This is a genomic window from Bifidobacterium colobi (assembly GCF_018555455.1).
Classification (GTDB): domain Bacteria; phylum Actinomycetota; class Actinomycetes; order Actinomycetales; family Bifidobacteriaceae; genus Bifidobacterium; species Bifidobacterium colobi.
This window is the reverse complement of record NZ_JAFEJU010000008.1, coordinates 40093-59237: the sequence shown is the minus strand read 5'-3', so window position 1 is coordinate 59237 and position 19145 is coordinate 40093. Positions and strand designations below refer to the sequence as shown.

Sequence of the window (19145 nt, the reverse complement as noted above, 5' to 3'; positions counted from 1 at the left end):
GCCCACGCTCCACTTGAGTGGCAGGAAAGTGTATCGACGCCGTCGTCATGCGATTATGGCGATGTTGGTGGCGCTCATGGTCGCATGGTTCAGCGTCAGTGCCTGGACCGCGCAGATTGCTCGCTCGGATGTCGGAGCCAGCAATGTGACGAGCTATACCGTCAAGCCGGGGGATACGCTATGGTCATATGCTGCACGCATTACTCCGCAAGGGCACGATGTTTCGGAAACCGTGGATGAATTGATTGCGCTGAATGATTTGGATTCCGGATCATTGCGCGCCGGCCAACGGATTGTTGTTCCCAATGAGTGAGGCAAACCACCGGTGTTCGAGTTTTCCATACGGTCACGTTATTCTAGGTGGCATGCATTGTCCTTTTTGCCAGAACCCCGACACCAAAGTCATTGATACACGCATCAGTGAAGATGGCCATTCCATCCGCAGACGCCGTGTTTGCCCGAAATGCAATAAGCGGTTCACCACACTGGAAACCAGCATGTTGCTGGTCACCAAACGTTCCGGTGGCGCTGAACCCTTTAGCCGTGACAAGGTGATCAATGGCGTGAGGAAGGCATGCCAGGGGCGGCCGGTCAGAGAAGAGGATCTGAAGGCACTGGGGCAAAAAGTGGAGGAGGACCTTCGCTCCCGCGGCCTTGCGGAAGTCACGTCGGATGAGGTCGGCAAGGCCATTTTGAAGCCATTGCGTGATCTGGACGAGGTGGCATATCTGCGCTTCGCCAGCGTGTACCAGGATTTCTCTGGATTGGAGGACTTCCAGCACGCCATCAACGAGTTGCGGGAAAAGCAGTGAAACAACACTTGCATCAATCAAGCATCGGAAAAGCGTAACACATCACAATACGAACACATCACAATACGTAGTGGGGGGTTGGTTCTGGAATACCAGAACCAACCCCCCACTACTCGTCTGTTTCCGCGGATACCATCAGCGGAAACAGACCAACATTCAGTCAGTTGGTGACGCGCATGCGAATCGTGCCCTCGATATTGCGCAGCGCTTCCAGAGTCTCCGCACTCGGTTTGGTGGCCACATCCGTGACCACATAACCGAGCTCGCCCTCAGTGGCCAGCGACTGGAACGAGATGTTGATGTTCTCATTGCCAAGCACATGGTTCACGCGAGCCAGCACACCGGGGAGATTATCATGCAGGTGTGCGATGCGGCAGACACCCTTGCAGTTGCCGAGATTGATTTGCGGCAGATTCACCGACAGTGACGTTGACCCGTTGAACCAGTAGTCCTCCAGTCGCTGGGAGACGAAATGTCCGATGGACTCCTGAGCCTCCAACGTGGAGCCGCCGATGTGAGGAGTCAGAATCATGTTGTCTTCCTCAGCCAGCGGCGTATGGAACGCATCACCGCTCTTCTTGGGCTCCACCGGGTACACGTCCACGGCGGCACCGGCAAGGTGGCCGGAATCCAGGTGCTTCTTCAACGCGTCCAAATCTGCGACGAAGCCGCGCGACAGGTTGATGAAGATGGCATCCTGCTTCATATGTTCGAACTGGTCTTCGCCAAAGAAGCCAGTGTTGGACTTGCGGCCATCAACATGAAGGGTCACGGCGTCGGACTGTTCCAACAGCTCGTTCAATGTGTCGCAACGATGTGCGTTGCCGAGAGCCAGCTTCTCTTCGATATCGTAGAACACAACGCGCATGCCGAGTGCTTCGGCGAGTACGGAAAGCTGGGATCCGATATTGCCGTAGCCGATAATGCCCAAGGTCTTACCGCGCACCTCATGAGAACCTGCGGCGGACTTGTCCCAGACGCCATGCTTGATGTAGTGGGTGTGGGCGGGGATGCGGCGCATCAGGCAGATGATGTCGCAAATCACCAGCTCCACCACGGAACGGGTATTGGAATACGGAGCGTTGAATACGGCGATGCCATGCTTGCCGGCATAATGCAAATCGACCTGGTTGGTGCCGATGCAGAAGCAGCCGACGGCGCTCAGTGTTGGACGTGCCTTCAATACACGCTCGGTGACGCTGGTCTTGGATCGTACGCCCACCAGATCGACACCATCAAGCGCCTCGATAAGTTCGTCTTCGCTTAAGGCGCCCTTCATGGTTTCGACTTCAAAACCGTGGTTGCGCAATGATTGCGCGGCGTCCGGATGAATATTTTCCAACAATAATGCTTTCGGCATGCTTTCACCTTAGATGGTCATGGACTGTTCGTCCGCTTTTGTCCGCACTACAACCAGTTTCTGCGTAGGTCTGGTCATAGCAACATAGAGGTCGGATGCGGCCACCAAGCGGCTTGGTGCGTCATCCTCAATCATGGCCGGTTCCACAACGATTACCGCGTCGAATTCCAGACCCTTCACGGTTTCGGTACCGCATACGCTGATTTGTTCGTCCCATTCGGGTTGCTCGATCAGGCGCTGATACTCCTTGGGATCGAGCACGCTGGACAGACGTTTGCGCACGGCCTGGCGAACAGGCGTAATCAGTGAATCAGGACAGATGACCGCAATGCGACCGGTGCCGTCCGAAGAGACGAAATGATTTGCCAGTTGAGCTGATTGATTGGCGACGGCATTCAACAGGGCATCCGTGTCGTCGACCGTTTGGCGTGCCACCGAACCCGGCAGATCGCGTACGGCATGAACGGTGGAAATATACAGTCCCTCGTTGTGCGCGAATTGCGATGCGAGGTTGGATACCGCCTGCGGGTTACGGTAATTGATGGTCAACTCGTTCAGATCCCAGTGGCCGGGGCCGAACAGACGGTTCATCGTCTTATCCCAGCGGCGCGTGCCGCCCAAGGCAGAAGTTTGCGCCACGTCGCCCACGATAGTGAACGAACGCGAGGGACACCGCCTCATCAGCATGCGCCAATCCATGGCGGTGAGTTCCTGAGCTTCATCGACCACGATATGACCGTATGTCCATTCGCGGTCCGCGGCGGCACGCTGGGAGGTGAGCTCGGCATCGCTGCCATTCATTTGGTCAAGCAGCATCTGGCTGGAGACAATACCCTGACCGAGTCCGGTGGCGGCCAAAGTGTCTTTGGCGTACTGCTCTTCCGCAGCGCGGCGCGCGTCCGCAGCGGACTTTTTGGCCACAACCTTGGGATCGGGTCCAAGAAGATCCATGGCTTCGTCCAGTAGTGGAATATCCGATTTGGTCAGCGGGGAACCCTTCGGGCGGGCAAGCGCGCGAATATCATCGTCGGACAGCCAGCCGGCCAGCGACTTGAGACGCTCTGGGCGGGCGAACAGCTGATCGATCAGCCACGGTCCAGTCATCGGCAGCCAGCACAGGTTCAAGGTTTTGCGCACTGTGTCATTCATGCGAAGCAACTGCATGGCCCGGTTGAGCTCGGCCTGGTCGGGCGTGTAGTCAAGCTGTTCGGCATACCGGTTCTGCATGCTCGAAAGCATGGAACGGATGAATGTTTCACGCGCCTTGTTATGCGGCTGGCGGGTACGCTTCGCATCGGCCTGCGCCTGCTGGATATCGACGGTGAGCATCGGCACAGGGATGCCGCTGATGGTTACGGTGGGCAGGTTCTGGGGCACGCGGATACGTGCGGCGATGGCATTGGCGATCACCTGCGCCATGCGACGATCGCCTTTGAGCTTGGCGGCATACGGTGTATCCACGGCGGTTGCCTGAATACCGGGGATCAGATCGCCGATGGTGCGTGAAACCACGCCGGTTTCGCCCAACGAGGGCAGCACCTGATCGATGTAATGCAGGAATGCGGAGCTGGGGCCCACGACGAGCACGCCGGAACGCTCCAATGTGCGGCGGTGCGTATACAGCAGATAAGCGGCTCGGTGCAGTGCCACAGCGGTTTTACCGGTGCCGGGACCACCCTGCACCACTACGGCGCGATTCATGGCGGAACGAATGATGCGATCCTGCTCGGCCTGGATGGTGGCTACGATATCCGTCATTTTGCCGGTTCGGCGGGAGCTCAAGGATGCCAGCAGCGCGCCTTCGCCCGTGAGCGTGCCGGCTGAGGAGGCTTGACCGACCTGATCGGAGTGCACGTCGAGCACCTCGTCTTCAACACCCACCACGGTGCGGAAGCTTAGGGTGATGTGACGGCGCATCACGATATCGCCGTGATTGGAAGGTGTGGCTTCATAGAAGGGGCGAGCGGCCTCGGCACGCCAATCGGTCAGAATCGGCTCATGGTCGGTGCTGGAAAGACCGATGCGCCCTATGTAATGGCGGGTCCCGTTTTTAGCGTCGAGACGCCCGAATACCAGTCGATCCTCAACGCTGCGTAATTGAGTCAGACGGTCTTCGTACATCGTGGCGAAGGAATCTCGTTCGGTGCGTTGCGTAGGCGATCCATGGGAGCCGGCGGCGCGCACGGTATCCAAACGCTGCCACATTTCGGCACGAAGGTCATCAAGGCGTCCGTAAGCGCGATCGACGGCTTGCTGTTCCTCATGCAGCTGTGAGGCATAACTCGACATGCTCTTCTTCGTTTCCATTTCTTTCGAGGTCAACACTTTAAGGCATTCAAATCTACCGCACGCCCCCTACCTGGGTGGTGATGGTCGCGCAATGGTTGATGAACTTCCGGTGAATTCCATTCAGCTGACGTATGCGATAAGACTCCGACACGCAGTATTCCAGCGAATTCTCCCTAAAAGGGTGAGCAATTTGTGTCTGAGTGGGGAAAAATGGGGAAAGGTGGGGTAGAGTGGTGAAGCAGTGGGCCGGAGTGTACCCAAACGCGCGAAATAAGGAGGTGGAGCCATGGTCAATACGCAGACTGCAAACGATGAGCAGGCGGCTGGCAGCGGCTCCACGGGTATCGCCGACCTGTTGAACGGATTGCCGCCACTGCTGCTGGGCACCTACACTCCAAAAATCGATGCCAAAGGCCGTGTGGCGCTTCCCGCAAAATTCCGTTCGCAGCTTGGCGCGGGTCTGGTTATGGCCCGAGGCCAGGAGCGTTGCGTGTACCTTCTGCCATTTGACGAATTCCGCCGTATCGCAGCCCAGATCCAGCGCACATCGGTGGGCAATAAAGCGGCGCGCGAATACCTGCGTGTGTTTCTCTCCGGTGCTGTGGATCAGGAGCCGGACAAGCAGGGACGCGTGGTGGTGCCGCAGATGCTTCGCGACTACGCCAATCTCGGCTCCGACATTGTGGTGATTGGTGTGGGAACCCGCGCGGAAATCTGGAACAAGGATGCCTGGGAGGCCTATCTGGCCCAGAAGGAAGAGGATTACTCGGATATTGCCGATGACGTATTGCCGGAGATGGAGTTCTAATGACTGATTTGACTGCTATTCATCAGCCGGTGCTGCTCGAAGATTGTGTTGAGCTGATGGCTCCGGCATTGCAGCGCGAAGGGGCCGTCGCCGTGGATTGCACGCTTGGGCTCGCCGGACACTCCACCGCGTTCCTCAAGGCGGCGCCACAAGCTCGTCTTATCGGCATCGACCGGGACAGCGAGGCGTTGGCTTTAGCCACCAAGCGCATGGAGCAGGAGGGGCTGGCCGAACGGTTCACCCCGGTCCATGCCGCGTTCAACGAGCTCGACCAAGTGCTTGAGGACCTTGGTGTGGCACGTGTGGATGCCGTGTTCATGGATCTGGGTCTTTCAAGCCTCCAGATCGATGAGGCTGACCGTGGATTCTCCTACTCTCATGATGCGCCATTGGACATGCGCATGGACGTGAGTCAGGAGCTGACGGCGGAACGCATCCTCGCCACGTACGATGCCGCCGCTCTGGTTCGTATCTTCAAGGAATACGGTGAAGAACGCTTCGCGCGCCAGATCGCGCGCGCTATCGTAACCGACCGTGCCAAGGAGCCGCTGACCACCACCGGGCAGCTCAATCAGCTTGTGGAACGCGTGGTGCCCAAGGCGCATAGGCCTGCGGGAAACCCGGCCAAACGCGTGTTCCAAGCATTGCGCATCGAGGTGAACGGTGAGCTGGCCAAACTCGCATCCACACTGCCCCAAGCTGCCAACCGGCTGAACGTCGGTGGCCGACTGGTGGTCGAGTCCTACCATTCGTTGGAAGACAAAACCGTGAAAACCTTCATGGGGCATGGTCTCAAGATCGACGCGCCGGCCGATATGCCGATCGTTCCTCCGGACGCCCAGCCGTTCTTCAAAGAGCTTACGCGTGGGGCCATCAAGGCGGATGAACAGGAGAAGGCGTTCAACCCGCGCTCCGCATCGGTCCGTTTGCGCGCCGTGGAATTGACCCGTGAAATCCCTGATCGATGGCGCAGCCGATTCACCACCATGGCCGAGCATCCGGGCAAATCGGATAGGCCACAGCGGCACAACACCAAGCAATCCAATACCCATCGCAATACTTCGAGGAGACACTGAATATGGCGGCAACGGCACGCAGCATTCGATCCGGATCGACTCCGGTATCCGGGCGACCCCAAGCCAAGCCGCAGGCGAGTTCTCGTCCGCAGTTGCGAGTGATCACCAACCCCCATGGCAGCGAGGACCGCAACATCTTCAACCGTCTCATGGAATGGACCCGCACCCGCACCGCTCCTATGGTTCATGTGGTCGCTGCGGTAATATTCCTCGCCGCGACCCTCATCGGTGCGCTGATGCTGCGCACCGAAATGGTGCAGAATTCCTTCGAGGAGGCGCAGGTCAAGCAGCACATCAGCGTCTTGACCCAAGACATCGAGGATGATCAGGCGAAGCTTGACCAGCTCGTGGCATCCCTGCCGGACAAAGCCTCCGAAATGGGCATGGTTTCCAAGGGCGGGGCGGTGACCATCGATCTGCAGGGCTACCAGCAGCCGAAGGATACGGAAGGCGGAACACAGTGAACCTAGTCAACCGCATCATCAATTTCGCCAAAGCCAAGACGTTTGCGTTCAAATGCATCAGCATTGGCGTGGCTCTGGCACTGGTGGCTTCCATGTGCCTGGTCAAGCTTGCCTCCATCCAGCTGATCGATGGCCGACAGATGGCTCAGGCCGCCACGGCATCGCGTACCTCGACGATCACGTTGAGTGCCAAGCGCGGGCGCATTCTGGATTCCAACGGCACTGTGCTGGCACAGAGCGTGGAACGCTACACCATTGTCGCCAATCCTGAAGCAGCACAGGAATTCACACCAATCGATTGCAATAAGAACAATCAGGACTACTGCCATCAGATCGACGGCAAGCCTGTGGGCGCAACCGGCGCGGCAGCCGTTGGCCGTCTGCTCGCCAAAGCCCTGGATATGAGCGCTATGGAACTGGGCGCGGACCTGTCGGTAAGCGGCCAGTATGTCGTATTGAAAAAGGACGTGACCCCGCAGGTCAAGCGCAGCATCGACAATCTCAACTTGGGTGGCATCGTCTGGGGAGAACTCAGCAGCGAACGCATCTACTCCGATGGTGATTTGATGGGTTCGCTCCTGGGCGGCGTCAATGACGAAGGTACCGGAGTCGCCGGTATCGAACTATCGGAGAACAAAGTGCTCACCGGCACCGATGGGCATCAGACCTACCAGCGCGGCAATTACGGCGGTGAGGAAATCCCCGGTACGATGACCGAATCGGTGGCCGCCAAAGACGGCTCCGATGTGAACCTCACCATCGACCGCGACGTGCAGTGGTATGTCAAGAAGATCCTCAAGGACGCCAAGTCCAAGTATGGCGCCAGCTGGGTTATCGGCGTGGTGCAGGATGTGCAGACCGGCGAGATTCTTGCGCTCGCCGATAGCGACGAGGTCGAAGCCGGTACCAATGAAGCCAAGCTGGGCTCATCCCGCGCGGTGTCCGAAACGTTCGAGCCTGGTTCGGTGGGCAAGCTCATTTCCGAGGCAGGTTACCTACAGACCGGTCTGCATAAAATGACCGATCAGTTCACTGTGCCGAATTCGGTGACCGAGGACGGGCAGACCTTCAAGGATTCCTTCGATCACGGCAATATGCGTTGGACGCTCGCCGGCATTCTCCAGCAGTCCTCCAACATCGGCATGGTGATCGCCGGCAAAGGCTATACCGATGAACAGCGGTACGAATACATGACCAAGTTCGGCATCGGCCAGTACACCGGACTTGATTTGCCGGGCGAATCCAGCGGTGTGCTGACCTCTCCGTCATCTTGGGATTTGCGTACGCGCAACACTGTGCTGTTTGGTCAGGGCTACACCGTGAACATTCTGCAGCTCAACAATGTTGCCGCCACCCTTGCCAATAAGGGCGTGCGCGAACAGCAGTCCATCATCAAGTCCACCACCGACAGCAGTGGCAAGACCACCGAGGTCAAGAAGAAGCAAGGCACTCGCGTGGTGGATGAGCAGGTGGCTTCGGACATGATGAACGCGATGGAATCCGTGTCGGAAGGCTACAGCAAATTCGTGAAAGTCGATGGCTACCGTATGGCAGCCAAATCCGGTACCGCCCAGGTGGCCGGGCCCACGGGAGCGCTGACCTCCATCGTATCCGACTATTCGGTGGTGATCCCGGCCGACAATCCGCGATTCGCCGTCACCGTGGCCATGAAGGATCCCCAGGGCGTCTACGGTGGTCTTACCGCAGGCCCGGTCTCCGCGCAGATTTGTGAGTTCCTTATGCAGAAATATGAGGTGCCGGTTTCCAGTCCTCGTAAAGATGCTATTCCAGTCACTTGGTGATAATGAGATGACGGCAACCATGGAAGAAAGGCAATAGCCTATGAGTTCGGTGAGTGAATCCGTCTCCCAGCGCATGACGTTAGGCATGCTGGCGGAACAATACGGTTTTGACATCGTTCCGCAGTTCGCTGCGGATGTGACCATCACCTCGTTGAGCGATTCCCTGGACAGTATCGGTCCGGGAGCGTTGTTCATCTGCGGGAACCGTATTTCCGACATCCAGCATGCCGTGCAAGCGGGAGCCTATGCGGCATTGCTCCCGCGCGCACTCCAACATCAGTGCCCGTCGGCGGATATTCCACTGATGTTCGGTGAGATTAATGATCATGTGCTCGGCAACATGGCGGTGACGCTTGCCGGATCTCCTACGAACTCGATGGCTGTTTTCGCCGTATGTGGTGATGACGATGAGGATATCTACGCCAATGCGACGCAGCTTGCCGATTTCCTGCACATGCTGGGCAATCCGGTTGCGGTGATCAGCGCCAATGGTTCCACATCGATGACCAGGGCGCTGAACCTCACCTATCCACTGGGTGTGATTGACATGCAGCGTACGTTGGCAGTATGCGCTGAGGATGGTGTGGCGGCCGTGATCATCGCCATGAATGCCGCCACCATCACCAATCATGCGCTGGAATCGGTCAACGTGGACGTGATCGGCAGCGACCATGAAATCATTGGTCAGGATGTGTCCGCATTGCGCATGCGATACGGCTTCGTGGCCGATCGGGATCTTGCGCTGACCGTGACCAACGCGGAATCCAACGAACTCGCCATGGAATCCCCAGTGGCGTTCGACCCGATTCGTATGAGGCATATGTCATTGGCCATCGCCATGGTGCTTGCCGCAGGGGTCCGTAAGAACAATGTGAGAAGCGCGCTGCGCGTAGCCAATAATCTGAATTGATTGGCCGGCTGCTGGACGACAACAAGGAGAGGCATAACAAATGGTTCCAATGAGTGTGGAGGAGATTGCCAAGGCGGTAGGCGGCAGCCTTATTGCAGGCGAAACACAGTCCAGTACAGCCACGAATACGGTGAGCGACTCTCGCCAGGCCGGTGAAGGATCGGTGTTCGTGGCTATCAAAGGCGAACGCGTTGACGGGCATGATTTTGTGGCCAAAGTAGCGCAGCAAGGTGCGGTTGCAGCCATCGTCGATCATGAGGTGCCGGCGGCAGGCATCGCGCAGATTGTGGTAGATGATACCGTTGCCGCACTGGGCGCGCTGGCCAAGCACAATATTGAGCGCAGGCGTGAACTGCCCGGTGATTTCGATATCATCGGTCTGACCGGTTCCGTGGGCAAAACCACAACCAAGGATCTGCTGAGCGCGCTGATGTCCACGCTCGGCCCCACCGTGGCTCCGATTGGTTCGTTCAATAATGAGATCGGTCTGCCGCTGACCGCGCTCAACATCGATGCCGACACCCGTTTCTTCGTGGCGGAGATGGGAGCCAACCATGTGGGCGAGATCGCTCGCCTGACTCAGATTGCGCCGCCGAACACCGCCGTGGTGCTGAAAGTGGGCGTGGCGCATCTTGGTGAATTCGGCTCACGTGAACGCATCGCCCAAGCCAAAAGCGAGATTGTGACCGGACTGCTGCCCGACGGCGTCGCCGTGCTCAACGGAGACGATGAGTATGTGGCCTCCATGGCTCCTCTGGCACCCAACGGTATGCTGTGGTTCGGTAAAGACAACGATCGCACGCCCGGGGTGAAAGCGCTGGACATCACTGCTGATTCGGCCGATCATGCGCAGTTCACGCTGGAAGATACCGAAGGTCATCACACGCGCGTGCACTTGGGAATTCCCGGTATCCATAACGTGATGAACGCGCTGGCAGCCGCCACCGTGGCATTGCGCTATGGCATGAAGCCGGAACGCATTGCCGAGGTGCTTGCAGCCAAGCATGCCATCAGCCCGCATCGCATGGCGCTGTCCGAAGTCAGCCGTGGAGAGGCGCAGTTCACCCTGATTGATGATTCATTCAACGCCAATCCCGATTCCATGAAGGCCGGGTTGGAAGGACTGGAAGCGTGGCGGCCGCAGGATGGCGGCACCCCATTCCGCGTGGCGTTGCTGGGTGCCATGTTGGAACTCGGCGGCAGTGAAACCGAATTGCATGAAGAGGTAGGCCGTTTTGCCGCGGGACTTGGTCTGGATGCCATCATCGCAGTGGGCTCGGATACGGATTCGCATCTGCATGATATGGCTCAGGCTTTGGCTCGGGGCGCCTCGCAAGCGGGCGGGGTTTCAGTAGACTGTGTTGAGAACATCGATCGAGCTGAGCAACTGGTTCTTGCCATGGCTGCCAGCCATCCGGATACCGTGGTGCTGCTCAAAGGTTCGCATGCTTCAGGCCTGAGTGCGCTTGCGGAGCGTTGGTCGAAATAATAGGCGTTGTACTACACCGATACGAGGAGAAGAACCGTCCGTGATTGCTCTGATAATTGGAATGCTGGTGTCGTTGCTCGTCACTTTGGTGGGCACGCCGATGCTGATTCGACTGGTGCATAAGCTGCACTATGGCCAGTACATTCGTCAGGATGGGCCTCAATCTCATCTGGTGAAACGTGGCACACCGACCCTGGGCGGCGTGGTCATCAATCTGGCCATCCTGCTGGGCTGGGGTTCCTCGGCACTGTACCGATATTTGCACTCGGGTGAGGTGCCGTCCTGGTCCGCGGTGCTGGTGCTGTTCGCCATGCTGTCGATGGGCGTGCTCGGATTCATTGATGATTTCGCCAAGGTGCGTAAGAAGCAGAACGAGGGTCTGAGCGTAAGCGGCAAGTTCATCGGACAGTTCATCTTCGCCACCATCTACGCGGTGCTGGCGCTGATTATTCCTACCAAGTCGGGATTCCCCAGCGCACAGCCGGGCATGAGCTTCATCGAAAAGCCGTTCTTCAGCTTCGACTTCGCCGGCCGCGCAGTGGCAATCATCCTCTTTGTGATCTGGGTGAATTTCCTGATGACCGCATGGACCAACGCCGTCAATCTCACTGATGGTTTGGACGGCTTGGCTGCCGGCTCCTCGATGATCTCATTCACCGGTTTCGGCGTCATCGCGTTCTGGGAAAGCTACCACATCAGGGGAGGCGGCCACGAAGGCTATTCGTACGCCGTATCCGATCCGCTCGATCTGACGATTATCGCCATCTGCGCCGCCGTGGCCTGCTTCGGATTCCTGTGGTACAACTCGAATCCCGCATCCATCTTCATGGGCGACACCGGTTCACTGGCATTGGGTGGTCTGTTCGCCGCCATGTCCATCGCCACGCACACCGAGTTCCTGGCGGTGATTCTGGGTGGTTTGTACGTCATGGAAGCGATGAGCGACGTGATTCAGGTGGGTTACTTCAAGATGACGCACAAGCGCGTATTCAAAATGGCGCCGATTCACCACCATTTCGAATTGCAGGGGTGGACCGAAACCAAAGTGGTGGTTCGTTTTTGGATGATCGAACTGCTGTTCGTGCTGTTGGCGCTTACCGTGTTCTACGGTGACTGGGTCACCCGATCCGGCCTGCTCTTCAGCTAATCGGCAAGCCGATCGGATGACATATGTGGCGCGCACAATCGTAAGAACGTGCTGGTTGCGCGCGTGAGGGAAACGTGGGCGGCCTATCCTCGCCTGTGAGACATATACGGGAGGAATGATGCAAGTAAACGATACGACAGTGGTCATCGCCGGACTGGGAGTGTCTGGCACGTCGTTGGCCGAAGTGCTGAAGGAGCGCGGCGCCCATGTGATTGGTGTCGATGAACGCAAACCGGAGGCGGATCTGCACTCGTTCGCGGACGTGGACTGGGATCATGTGGATTATGTCATGGCCTCTCCAGTTTTCAATCCGCGTACGCCATTCATTCTCGAAGCGCAGCGCCGCGGCATTCCGGTGATGAGCGAGGTCGAGTTCGCATGGCGACTGCGCGTGGATAATCAACGCACAGGCAAGCCGGCACCATGGATTGGCATCACGGGCACGAACGGTAAGACCTCCACTACCGAGATGACCTCGGAAATGCTGTCCGCATGCGGCTTGGATGCGCCTACTGCTGGAAACATCGCATCAGGCGACATGTCCATGAGCCTGTCACGATGCGCCACCAATCCGCAACATGACGTGTTGTGCGTTGAACTGAGCTCGTTCCAGCTGCACTTCACCGATTCACTTGAGCTGGATTGTGCGGCGATTACCAATATCGCCGATGACCACTTGGATTGGCATGGCGGCCGTGAGAACTACGCCGCCGATAAATCCAAGGTGTTCCATAACGCCAAACGCGTCGTGGTCTACAATGCCCAGGATGCCACGGTGAGCGCCTTGGCGAAGGCAGCACAAACTGCGGAGGGATGCCGCAAAGTCGGATTCACTTTGGCTGAGCCGCAGGCGGGGGAGATCGGCATTGCGGACGGCTTTATCGTAGACAACAGCGGTCTGGTTTCCGGTACCGCTGGCGAGGCGGTGAAGCTGGCTCCTATTGCCGACTTCACGCATCTGATGGAGCCGGACGGCACCTTGTACCCGCATCTGGTGGCTGATGCGTTGACGGCTCTGGCTCTGGTGCTCGGCCTGGGTGCGGATACTGCAACCGCGTTGCAGGCGTTGAAGTCGTTCAAACCGGGCGGTCACCGCATCGAAACAGTCGCTGAGGCCAAGGTCGACGGCGGCAGCATTCGATTCGTGGATGATTCCAAAGCAACCAATGGCCATGCGGCGAACGCGTCGCTGTCCAGTTTCCCGGCGAAATCCGTGGTGTGGATTGCCGGCGGCCTTGCCAAGGGCAGCCGTTTCGAGCAGCTGGTTCACGATCAGGCGAACACCATCAAGGCGGCCGTTATTATCGGCGTTGATCAGGAACCGATGCGCGAGGCATTCGCCAGCGAGGCACCGGAGATTCCCGTGACCTTCATTGATCCCGAGGATAAGACCACGGTAATGGAGCGTGCGGTTGAAGCATGCGGACAGTACGCCACCGCGGGCGACGTGGTGCTTATGGCTCCGGCTTGCGCATCCATGGATCAGTTCAAATCCTATGCGGACCGCGGCAACCAGTTCGCTTCGGCTGCTAAAGCTTGGAGCGAGGTGCATGGCATCCAATGATTCTCCAGCACGCCGCGTGCGTGCCTCCAAGGCGACACCGCCATTGACGGTCACCGATTACACCGGGTGGCGAAGCCTGCTGAACCCGGTGTGGTGCTATCACGGTTTCCGCATGGCAGTAGTGGGCTTGACCTGTTTCGGCGTGATCATGGTGTTCTCCAGCTCCACCGTATCCATGGCGGCTCAAGGTGTCTCGCCATTCCTCAAATTGGCTTCGCAAGGCGCGTTCTGCGCCATCGGTCTGGTATTCGGTTTTGTTGCCATGCTGGTGCCGATTCAAGGATGGAAGCGCATCTGCCCATGGATGATGATTGGCGCGATCCTGATTCAGGCGTTGACGCTTACACCTTTGGGACTTGATGTCTACGGTAACCGCGGTTGGCTGAATCTTGGTTTCACCACCATCCAGCCTGCGGAATTCATGAAGTTCGTGGTATGCATTTGGCTGCCTGGCGCATTGCATGCGCGCAACAAACGGTATGCGAAAGAAGGATTGAAAGCCTATGCCGCGCCCTTGGGGTTGTACGTACTGGGTTTGATTGCAGTGATTGCAGGCAAGGATTTGGGAACCTGCATGATTCTGCTGTTCATCGGTTATGCGGCGTTCCTTGTGTCTGATTTTCCGAAAAAATGGATGATCATCGGCACGATCATCGCCGTTGCCGGAGTCGTGGCACTGGCCGTGTCCAGCCCCAATCGTCTGCGCCGTATTCTCGCCACGTATGGTGATTGCTCTGCTGCGGACGCGCAAACGGTCTGCTACCAGTCCATGCATGCGAAGTACGCGATAGCCTCGGGCGGATTCCTCGGCGTGGGTATCGGCAACTCCCGAGAGAAATGGAATTATCTGCCTGCCGCGCACAACGATTTCATTTTCGCCATCATCGGTGAGGAAACCGGATTCGTCGGCTGCCTGATCGTGATCGTCTTCTTCGCGATTCTGGCATGGTGCATGATCGCTGTGGCATTGCAGGTCACCGACCGGTATGTGACGATGGTGCTGATGTGCGTAACCATCTGGCTGGTCGGTCAGGCGATGGTCAACATCGGTGTAGTTGTGGGCGTGTTCCCGGTGCTGGGCGTGCCGATGCCATTCGTCTCCGCCGGCGGCTCCTCCATGGTCATGTGTCTGGCCGCGGCAGGACTTGTTGTGGGACTTATGCGATGCCAGCCCCAAATAAAGCAATCCCGTCAGAATGTGTAGAGTAGACTCAGTAGTCATGATTGAAGGAACAGCTCATATCGTTCTTGCCGGCGGCGGTACCGCCGGTCATGTGAATCCTTTGCTCGCGGTAGCCGATGCCATCACCGACATTGACCCCCAAGCCACAGTCACCGTGGTGGGTACTGCCGTGGGATTGGAAAAGGATTTGGTTCCCAACGCTGGTTATGAACTGGACACCGTGGAGAAAGTGCCGTTTCCGCGCCGTCCGAACCTGTACATGCTGAAATTCCCTGTGAAGTGGAAGCGTGAGACCGCCAAGGTGCGCAGCATTCTCGAGCACAGGCATGCTGATGTGGTGGCAGGCTTCGGCGGCTATGCATCGGCGCCGGTGTATGCCACGGCCCATAAGATGGGCATTCCCATCGCCATTCACGAGCAGAATGCCCGCGCAGGCATGGCGAACAAGCTCGGGGCACGCTGGGCGGATTTCATCGGCACCGTATATGAGCACACGGGTCTGAAGCCGGCGGCAGGCGCTCGTATTGAGCGAGTGGGGTTGCCGTTGCGCCCTGCCATCGCCGAACTGGCCAACCGTTTTGAACAGGATAGGGGAGCGGTACGCCGAGAGGCTGCGGCTCAACTCGGTGTGGATCCCGACCGTCCGCTGGTAGTGGTGACCGGTGGATCGCTGGGTGCGCAGAGTCTTAACCGTGCGATTGCCGCTTCGGCGGCGGATTTGCTGCCGCATGCACAGGTCATTCATCTGACTGGTCGTGGCAAGATTCAGGAAGTGCGTGATCTGGTCACTGCTTCGGCCGGCGCTGATGTATTGACCGGATTGGGTGCGGACTCAGCCGGTCAAGGTGACTACCATGTTGCCGAATATCTTGAGCGCATCGACCTTGCGTTCGCGTGCGCCGATTTGGTGATTTGCCGTTCCGGCGCAGGATCGGTTTCCGAGCTTGCTGCACTGGGTCTGCCGGCGATTTACGTGCCCCTGCCCATCGGCAACGGCGAACAGCGTTTCAATGCCGAACCGGTTGTCGAGGCTGGCGGCGGCATTCTTGTGGCGGATAAAGACATGACCCCGGCATGGGTGCGTGAGCATGTTCCCGGTTTGCTGGCCAATCGTGAGCAGCTCGCCGAGTTCGGCCGCAAAGCCTGGCAGTATGGCATTCGAGACGCAGCGCAGATCATGGCGAAACGGATTCTGGAGCTTGCCCATGCGCGCACTGCCTAGGACGGCATACAATATGTGCTCAGGAATAATCCTTCAAGGAGAGTCAATTGTCTCAAGAACAAACCATCGTGCTTGATCCCACTCGTGCCGCGTTCGACGCACAGGCGAAGCCCAGCAATCTGGGGGCCACGCATTTCATTGGAATCGGTGGAGCCGGTATGAGTGTACTGGCCGAGATGCTGCACGCTGAAGGCGTTGCGGTCGACGGTTCGGACCGCGAACACAGTGCCAAAACCGATCGTTTGGAATCGTTGGGCATTGGTGTGGAATTCGGGCAGAAGGCCGAGAATGTGGCCGGAGCCTCCACGGTGGTCTACTCCAGCGCCATCAAACCGGATAACCCGGAGATCGTTGCCGCTCATGCCGCCGGTATTCCCATTGTGCACCGCAGCGACATTCTGGCACTGCTGATGAACGGCAAGCAGGCCGTTACGGTGGCGGGCGCGCACGGCAAGACCACCACCAGCTCCATGCTGGCGCACATTCTGGTGCAGACTGGCATGGACCCCAGCTATGCCATCGGCGGTTCCATTCAAGGCCCGGACGGCAGTACGCTGGATGGCGGCCACGCCGGCGCAGGCAGCATGCTGGTGGCAGAGGCGGACGAATCCGACGGCAGCTTCGCCAAATATCATCCGACCATCGCCATCATCACCAATTGCGAAGCGGATCATCTGGACCACTATGGTGACGAGGCGCATTACCGTGCCGCATTCGTGAACCATGCCGAACATGCCACAGGCCATGTGGTGATCTGCGGTGACGATCCGGATGCGCTTGCCGTATTCGAAGCGTTGCCTGACACGGTAAAGGCGCACACGGTGGTATACGGCACCACGCCGGAAGACCAGCTTCCTGATTTGGCTGGCGCCTCGTTGGTGGCCATCTCTTCGGAAAACGAGACCGCCGGCAGCGGTACCGAGCAGCTGACCTTGGAATTGCCGGCAGCAGTCACCGGCGGCGAACCGGTGTGCCAGAGTGTCACATTGAAGGTTCCGGGCATTCATAACGCACGCAATGCCGCCGCTGCCATCAGTGCAGCGGTACTGCTGGGCGTCAAGCCGGCCGACGCTGCTCAGGCTGCAGGCAGCTTCCTTGGTGCGGCCCGCCGATTCCAAGTGCGTGGCACGGTCAAGCAGGTTACCGTCGTGGATGATTACGCACATCATCCCACCGAAATCGCCGCCTTGCTCGACGCGGCCCGCCGTCGTTATCCTGATTCCGTGATTCGTGTGCTGTTCCAGCCGCATCTGTTCTCGCGCACTCAGTTCTTCGCGCGCCAATTCGCCGAGGCGCTGGCGAAGGCCGACGATGTGATCGTAACCGGTATCTTCCCGGCTCGCGAAAAGCAGGAGGATTTCCCGGATGTCGGTCCGGACACCATTGTCGACGCGGCTCAGGGGCTGAAGGACGATACCGATGATTCATGGATTCAGGCGGTGGACGACATGTGCTTGGCTGCCAAGATGATGGCCATGCGTGCTCATCATGGCGATGTGATTTTCACCGTTGGTGCAGGCGACATCACCGATATGGATCAGGTGCTGCTCACGGCTCTTGAAGCGCACCGGGAGAGCTGCGAATAATGGCCGGTCGTACGGTCAGCTCCTCGGGCGGCCGCACGCAGTCCGGTTCTGGAGCGAGGTCGACTGCTGGCTCCGCTGCGAGTTCCTCCGCGGGTTCCACTGCCCGCGCGAAGAAGATTTCCGGTGCCACTGCACGGTCGGTGAGCGGTAGCGGCACCGGCGTGAGCAAGGGAACCGGTAAAGGCACGAAGCGCAAGGCTCGTGTTATCGAATCGCATCAGTCGAAGACTTCGCGCAGCGGTAGTACTCGCGCGTTGCGCAATACGCGTAAGCCGCATGAATTAGGCGGTCCACGTAAGCAGCGCAAACCTCGGAGCGTGGCTTCGCACGACGAACAGCATCTGCAGCAGCCGTTGGATGTCACGGTTGCCAAAGGCAAGGCAGGCGCATTCGTCGATGCGCGAGCTTTACGCAGTGAGGATTATGTCGCGGAGACGCTGCACCAGACCACGGGACCGTTGGGTGTGGCATCTCGCCCGAAAGTCGTTGATTTCACCGCACGTTCGAAAGAGCGTAAACAGGCGAGCGTGCGGGTTATCGCCGCTCGTGTGGCTATTGCGGTTGTGATTGCAGCTGCGACTGCCGGTTTGACCTGGCTGCTGCTGTTCTCTTCGGTGTTCCGATTGGAATCCAATGCGATCAGCGTGGCCGGCGCCAATGAATGGGTGAGCGAACAAACCATTCATGATATTGCGGATAAGCAGTCCGGCAAATCACTGTTTTTGGTGTCTTCCAGCGATGTTGCCGACCAGTTGAAAGCCATTCCGGGGGTCAGCGAGGCGAAAGTCTCCAAGCATTTCCCTAAATCCTTGAACGTGACGGTTACCGCGCAAAAGCCGACCGCCATGTTGAAAAGCGGCGACACGCTGACCGCCGTGGACAGTCAGGGACGTGTGCTGAACTCCGTGAAAAACGCGGACACCCAAGGCATTCCGGTGATTGAAGTCAAGAACGTGGAAACAAGCCTCAAAAGCCGTTCCTTGAAAGGCGCGTTGACCATTTTGGGTTCGCTCCCGGAATCGATGCGCCAACAGATTACCAAGGTGACGGTGGCAACACAGGATTCGGTGACCACCACGCTGAACAATGGCGAGCATGTGATTGTTTGGGGTGATTCCTCGCAGCTGAAGCTCAAAATGGCGGAAGTCGACAAAATCCTGAACGATCCGAACGTGATCGGTAACTACAAGCAGGTGGATGTTTCCGCGCCCAGTCGACCGATATTGAAGTGATACTTCCAGAATGTAAATGGTATGAAATGTGTTTGTCGAATCGATGCAAAGGTATGGATGGGGGGGCATAGTATATTTAACTTGATGCCCTCTGGGAGAGGAGTGGAAGGAGTGTGAGAATGCCGCAATCGGGATGGCATGATTCAGAAGCTACTAGAAAGTCGCTGTATGATAACGACTTTCTAGCGACCCAAGCTATTC

General features: G+C 58.0%; 16 protein-coding genes. 14 read left to right on the top strand and 2 right to left on the bottom strand.

Going from position 1 to position 19145, the window contains the following annotated elements; genetic code table 11:
- Positions 1–13: 13 nt before the first annotated feature.
- Positions 14–313 carry a LysM peptidoglycan-binding domain-containing protein gene (locus JS530_RS09630; protein WP_425350871.1) on the top strand — a complete coding sequence of 100 codons (300 nt, stop codon included), beginning with the start codon at positions 14–16 and terminating at the stop codon, positions 311–313.
- Between the two features lie 52 nt (positions 314–365).
- The gene (nrdR, locus tag JS530_RS09625) at positions 366–812 is read left to right on the top strand and encodes a transcriptional regulator NrdR (RefSeq protein ID WP_214376947.1); all 447 of its coding nucleotides are present in this window, start codon (positions 366–368) and stop codon (positions 810–812) included.
- Between the two features lie 160 nt (positions 813–972).
- Here the strand turns inward: nrdR and serA are convergent, their stop codons facing one another.
- Together serA and JS530_RS09615 are read right to left on the bottom strand one after the other, a co-directional pair.
- Entirely contained in the window at positions 973–2172 is a 1200-nt protein-coding gene (gene serA, locus JS530_RS09620; RefSeq protein ID WP_214376946.1) for a phosphoglycerate dehydrogenase, read from the bottom strand.
- Between the two features lie 9 nt (positions 2173–2181).
- A complete protein-coding gene (locus JS530_RS09615; RefSeq protein WP_214376945.1) occupies positions 2182–4461 on the bottom strand; it encodes a HelD family protein in 2280 nt (759 codons plus the stop codon).
- A 286-nt stretch (positions 4462–4747) separates the two neighbouring features.
- Here JS530_RS09615 and mraZ point away from each other — a divergent pair, with 286 nt between their 5' ends.
- The 12 genes from mraZ to JS530_RS09555 all read left to right on the top strand — a co-directional run bounded on the left by mraZ (position 4748) and on the right by JS530_RS09555 (position 18944).
- Positions 4748–5269: a division/cell wall cluster transcriptional repressor MraZ gene (gene mraZ / locus JS530_RS09610; protein ID WP_214376944.1), complete on the top strand. Its 522-nt coding sequence runs from the start codon at positions 4748–4750 to the stop codon at positions 5267–5269.
- Positions 5269–6345: a 16S rRNA (cytosine(1402)-N(4))-methyltransferase RsmH gene (rsmH, locus tag JS530_RS09605; protein WP_214376943.1), complete on the top strand. Its 1077-nt coding sequence runs from the start codon at positions 5269–5271 to the stop codon at positions 6343–6345. The genes mraZ and rsmH overlap by 1 nt, the downstream gene beginning before the upstream one ends.
- 2 nt (positions 6346–6347) lie before the next feature.
- Positions 6348–6809 (top strand): cell division protein FtsL, encoded by a 462-nt coding sequence (ftsL, locus tag JS530_RS09600; RefSeq protein ID WP_217625495.1) that lies wholly within the window; start codon positions 6348–6350, stop codon positions 6807–6809.
- Between the two features lie 92 nt (positions 6810–6901).
- The gene (locus JS530_RS09595; protein WP_217625498.1) at positions 6902–8611 is read left to right on the top strand and encodes a peptidoglycan D,D-transpeptidase FtsI family protein; all 1710 of its coding nucleotides are present in this window, start codon (positions 6902–6904) and stop codon (positions 8609–8611) included.
- A 40-nt stretch (positions 8612–8651) separates the two neighbouring features.
- Positions 8652–9521: a hypothetical protein gene (locus tag JS530_RS09590; protein WP_214376941.1), complete on the top strand. Its 870-nt coding sequence runs from the start codon at positions 8652–8654 to the stop codon at positions 9519–9521.
- 40 nt (positions 9522–9561) lie between these two features.
- Positions 9562–11010 carry a UDP-N-acetylmuramoyl-tripeptide--D-alanyl-D-alanine ligase gene (locus tag JS530_RS09585; RefSeq protein ID WP_214376940.1) on the top strand — a complete coding sequence of 483 codons (1449 nt, stop codon included), beginning with the start codon at positions 9562–9564 and terminating at the stop codon, positions 11008–11010.
- A gap of 40 nt (positions 11011–11050) precedes the next feature.
- Positions 11051–12157, top strand: a complete 1107-nt coding sequence (gene mraY, locus JS530_RS09580) for a phospho-N-acetylmuramoyl-pentapeptide-transferase (RefSeq protein WP_214376939.1) — start codon at positions 11051–11053, stop codon at positions 12155–12157.
- A 118-nt stretch (positions 12158–12275) separates the two neighbouring features.
- Positions 12276–13721 carry a UDP-N-acetylmuramoyl-L-alanine--D-glutamate ligase gene (gene murD / locus JS530_RS09575; RefSeq protein ID WP_214376970.1) on the top strand — a complete coding sequence of 482 codons (1446 nt, stop codon included), beginning with the start codon at positions 12276–12278 and terminating at the stop codon, positions 13719–13721.
- A complete protein-coding gene (gene ftsW, locus JS530_RS09570; RefSeq protein ID WP_240541181.1) occupies positions 13708–14925 on the top strand; it encodes a putative lipid II flippase FtsW in 1218 nt (405 codons plus the stop codon). Before murD ends, ftsW begins: the two co-directional genes overlap by 14 nt.
- Before the next feature lie 16 nt (positions 14926–14941).
- Entirely contained in the window at positions 14942–16126 is a 1185-nt protein-coding gene (locus JS530_RS09565; protein ID WP_214376938.1) for a UDP-N-acetylglucosamine--N-acetylmuramyl-(pentapeptide) pyrophosphoryl-undecaprenol N-acetylglucosamine transferase, read from the top strand.
- A 47-nt stretch (positions 16127–16173) separates the two neighbouring features.
- Complete coding sequence (gene murC, locus JS530_RS09560) at positions 16174–17712, top strand: UDP-N-acetylmuramate--L-alanine ligase (RefSeq protein ID WP_214376937.1); 1539 nt, start codon at positions 16174–16176, stop codon at positions 17710–17712.
- Between the two features lie 317 nt (positions 17713–18029).
- Positions 18030–18944, top strand: coding sequence for a cell division protein FtsQ/DivIB (locus JS530_RS09555; protein WP_342590070.1), 915 nt, complete (start codon positions 18030–18032; stop codon positions 18942–18944).
- The last annotated feature ends 201 nt before the right edge of the window (positions 18945–19145 follow it).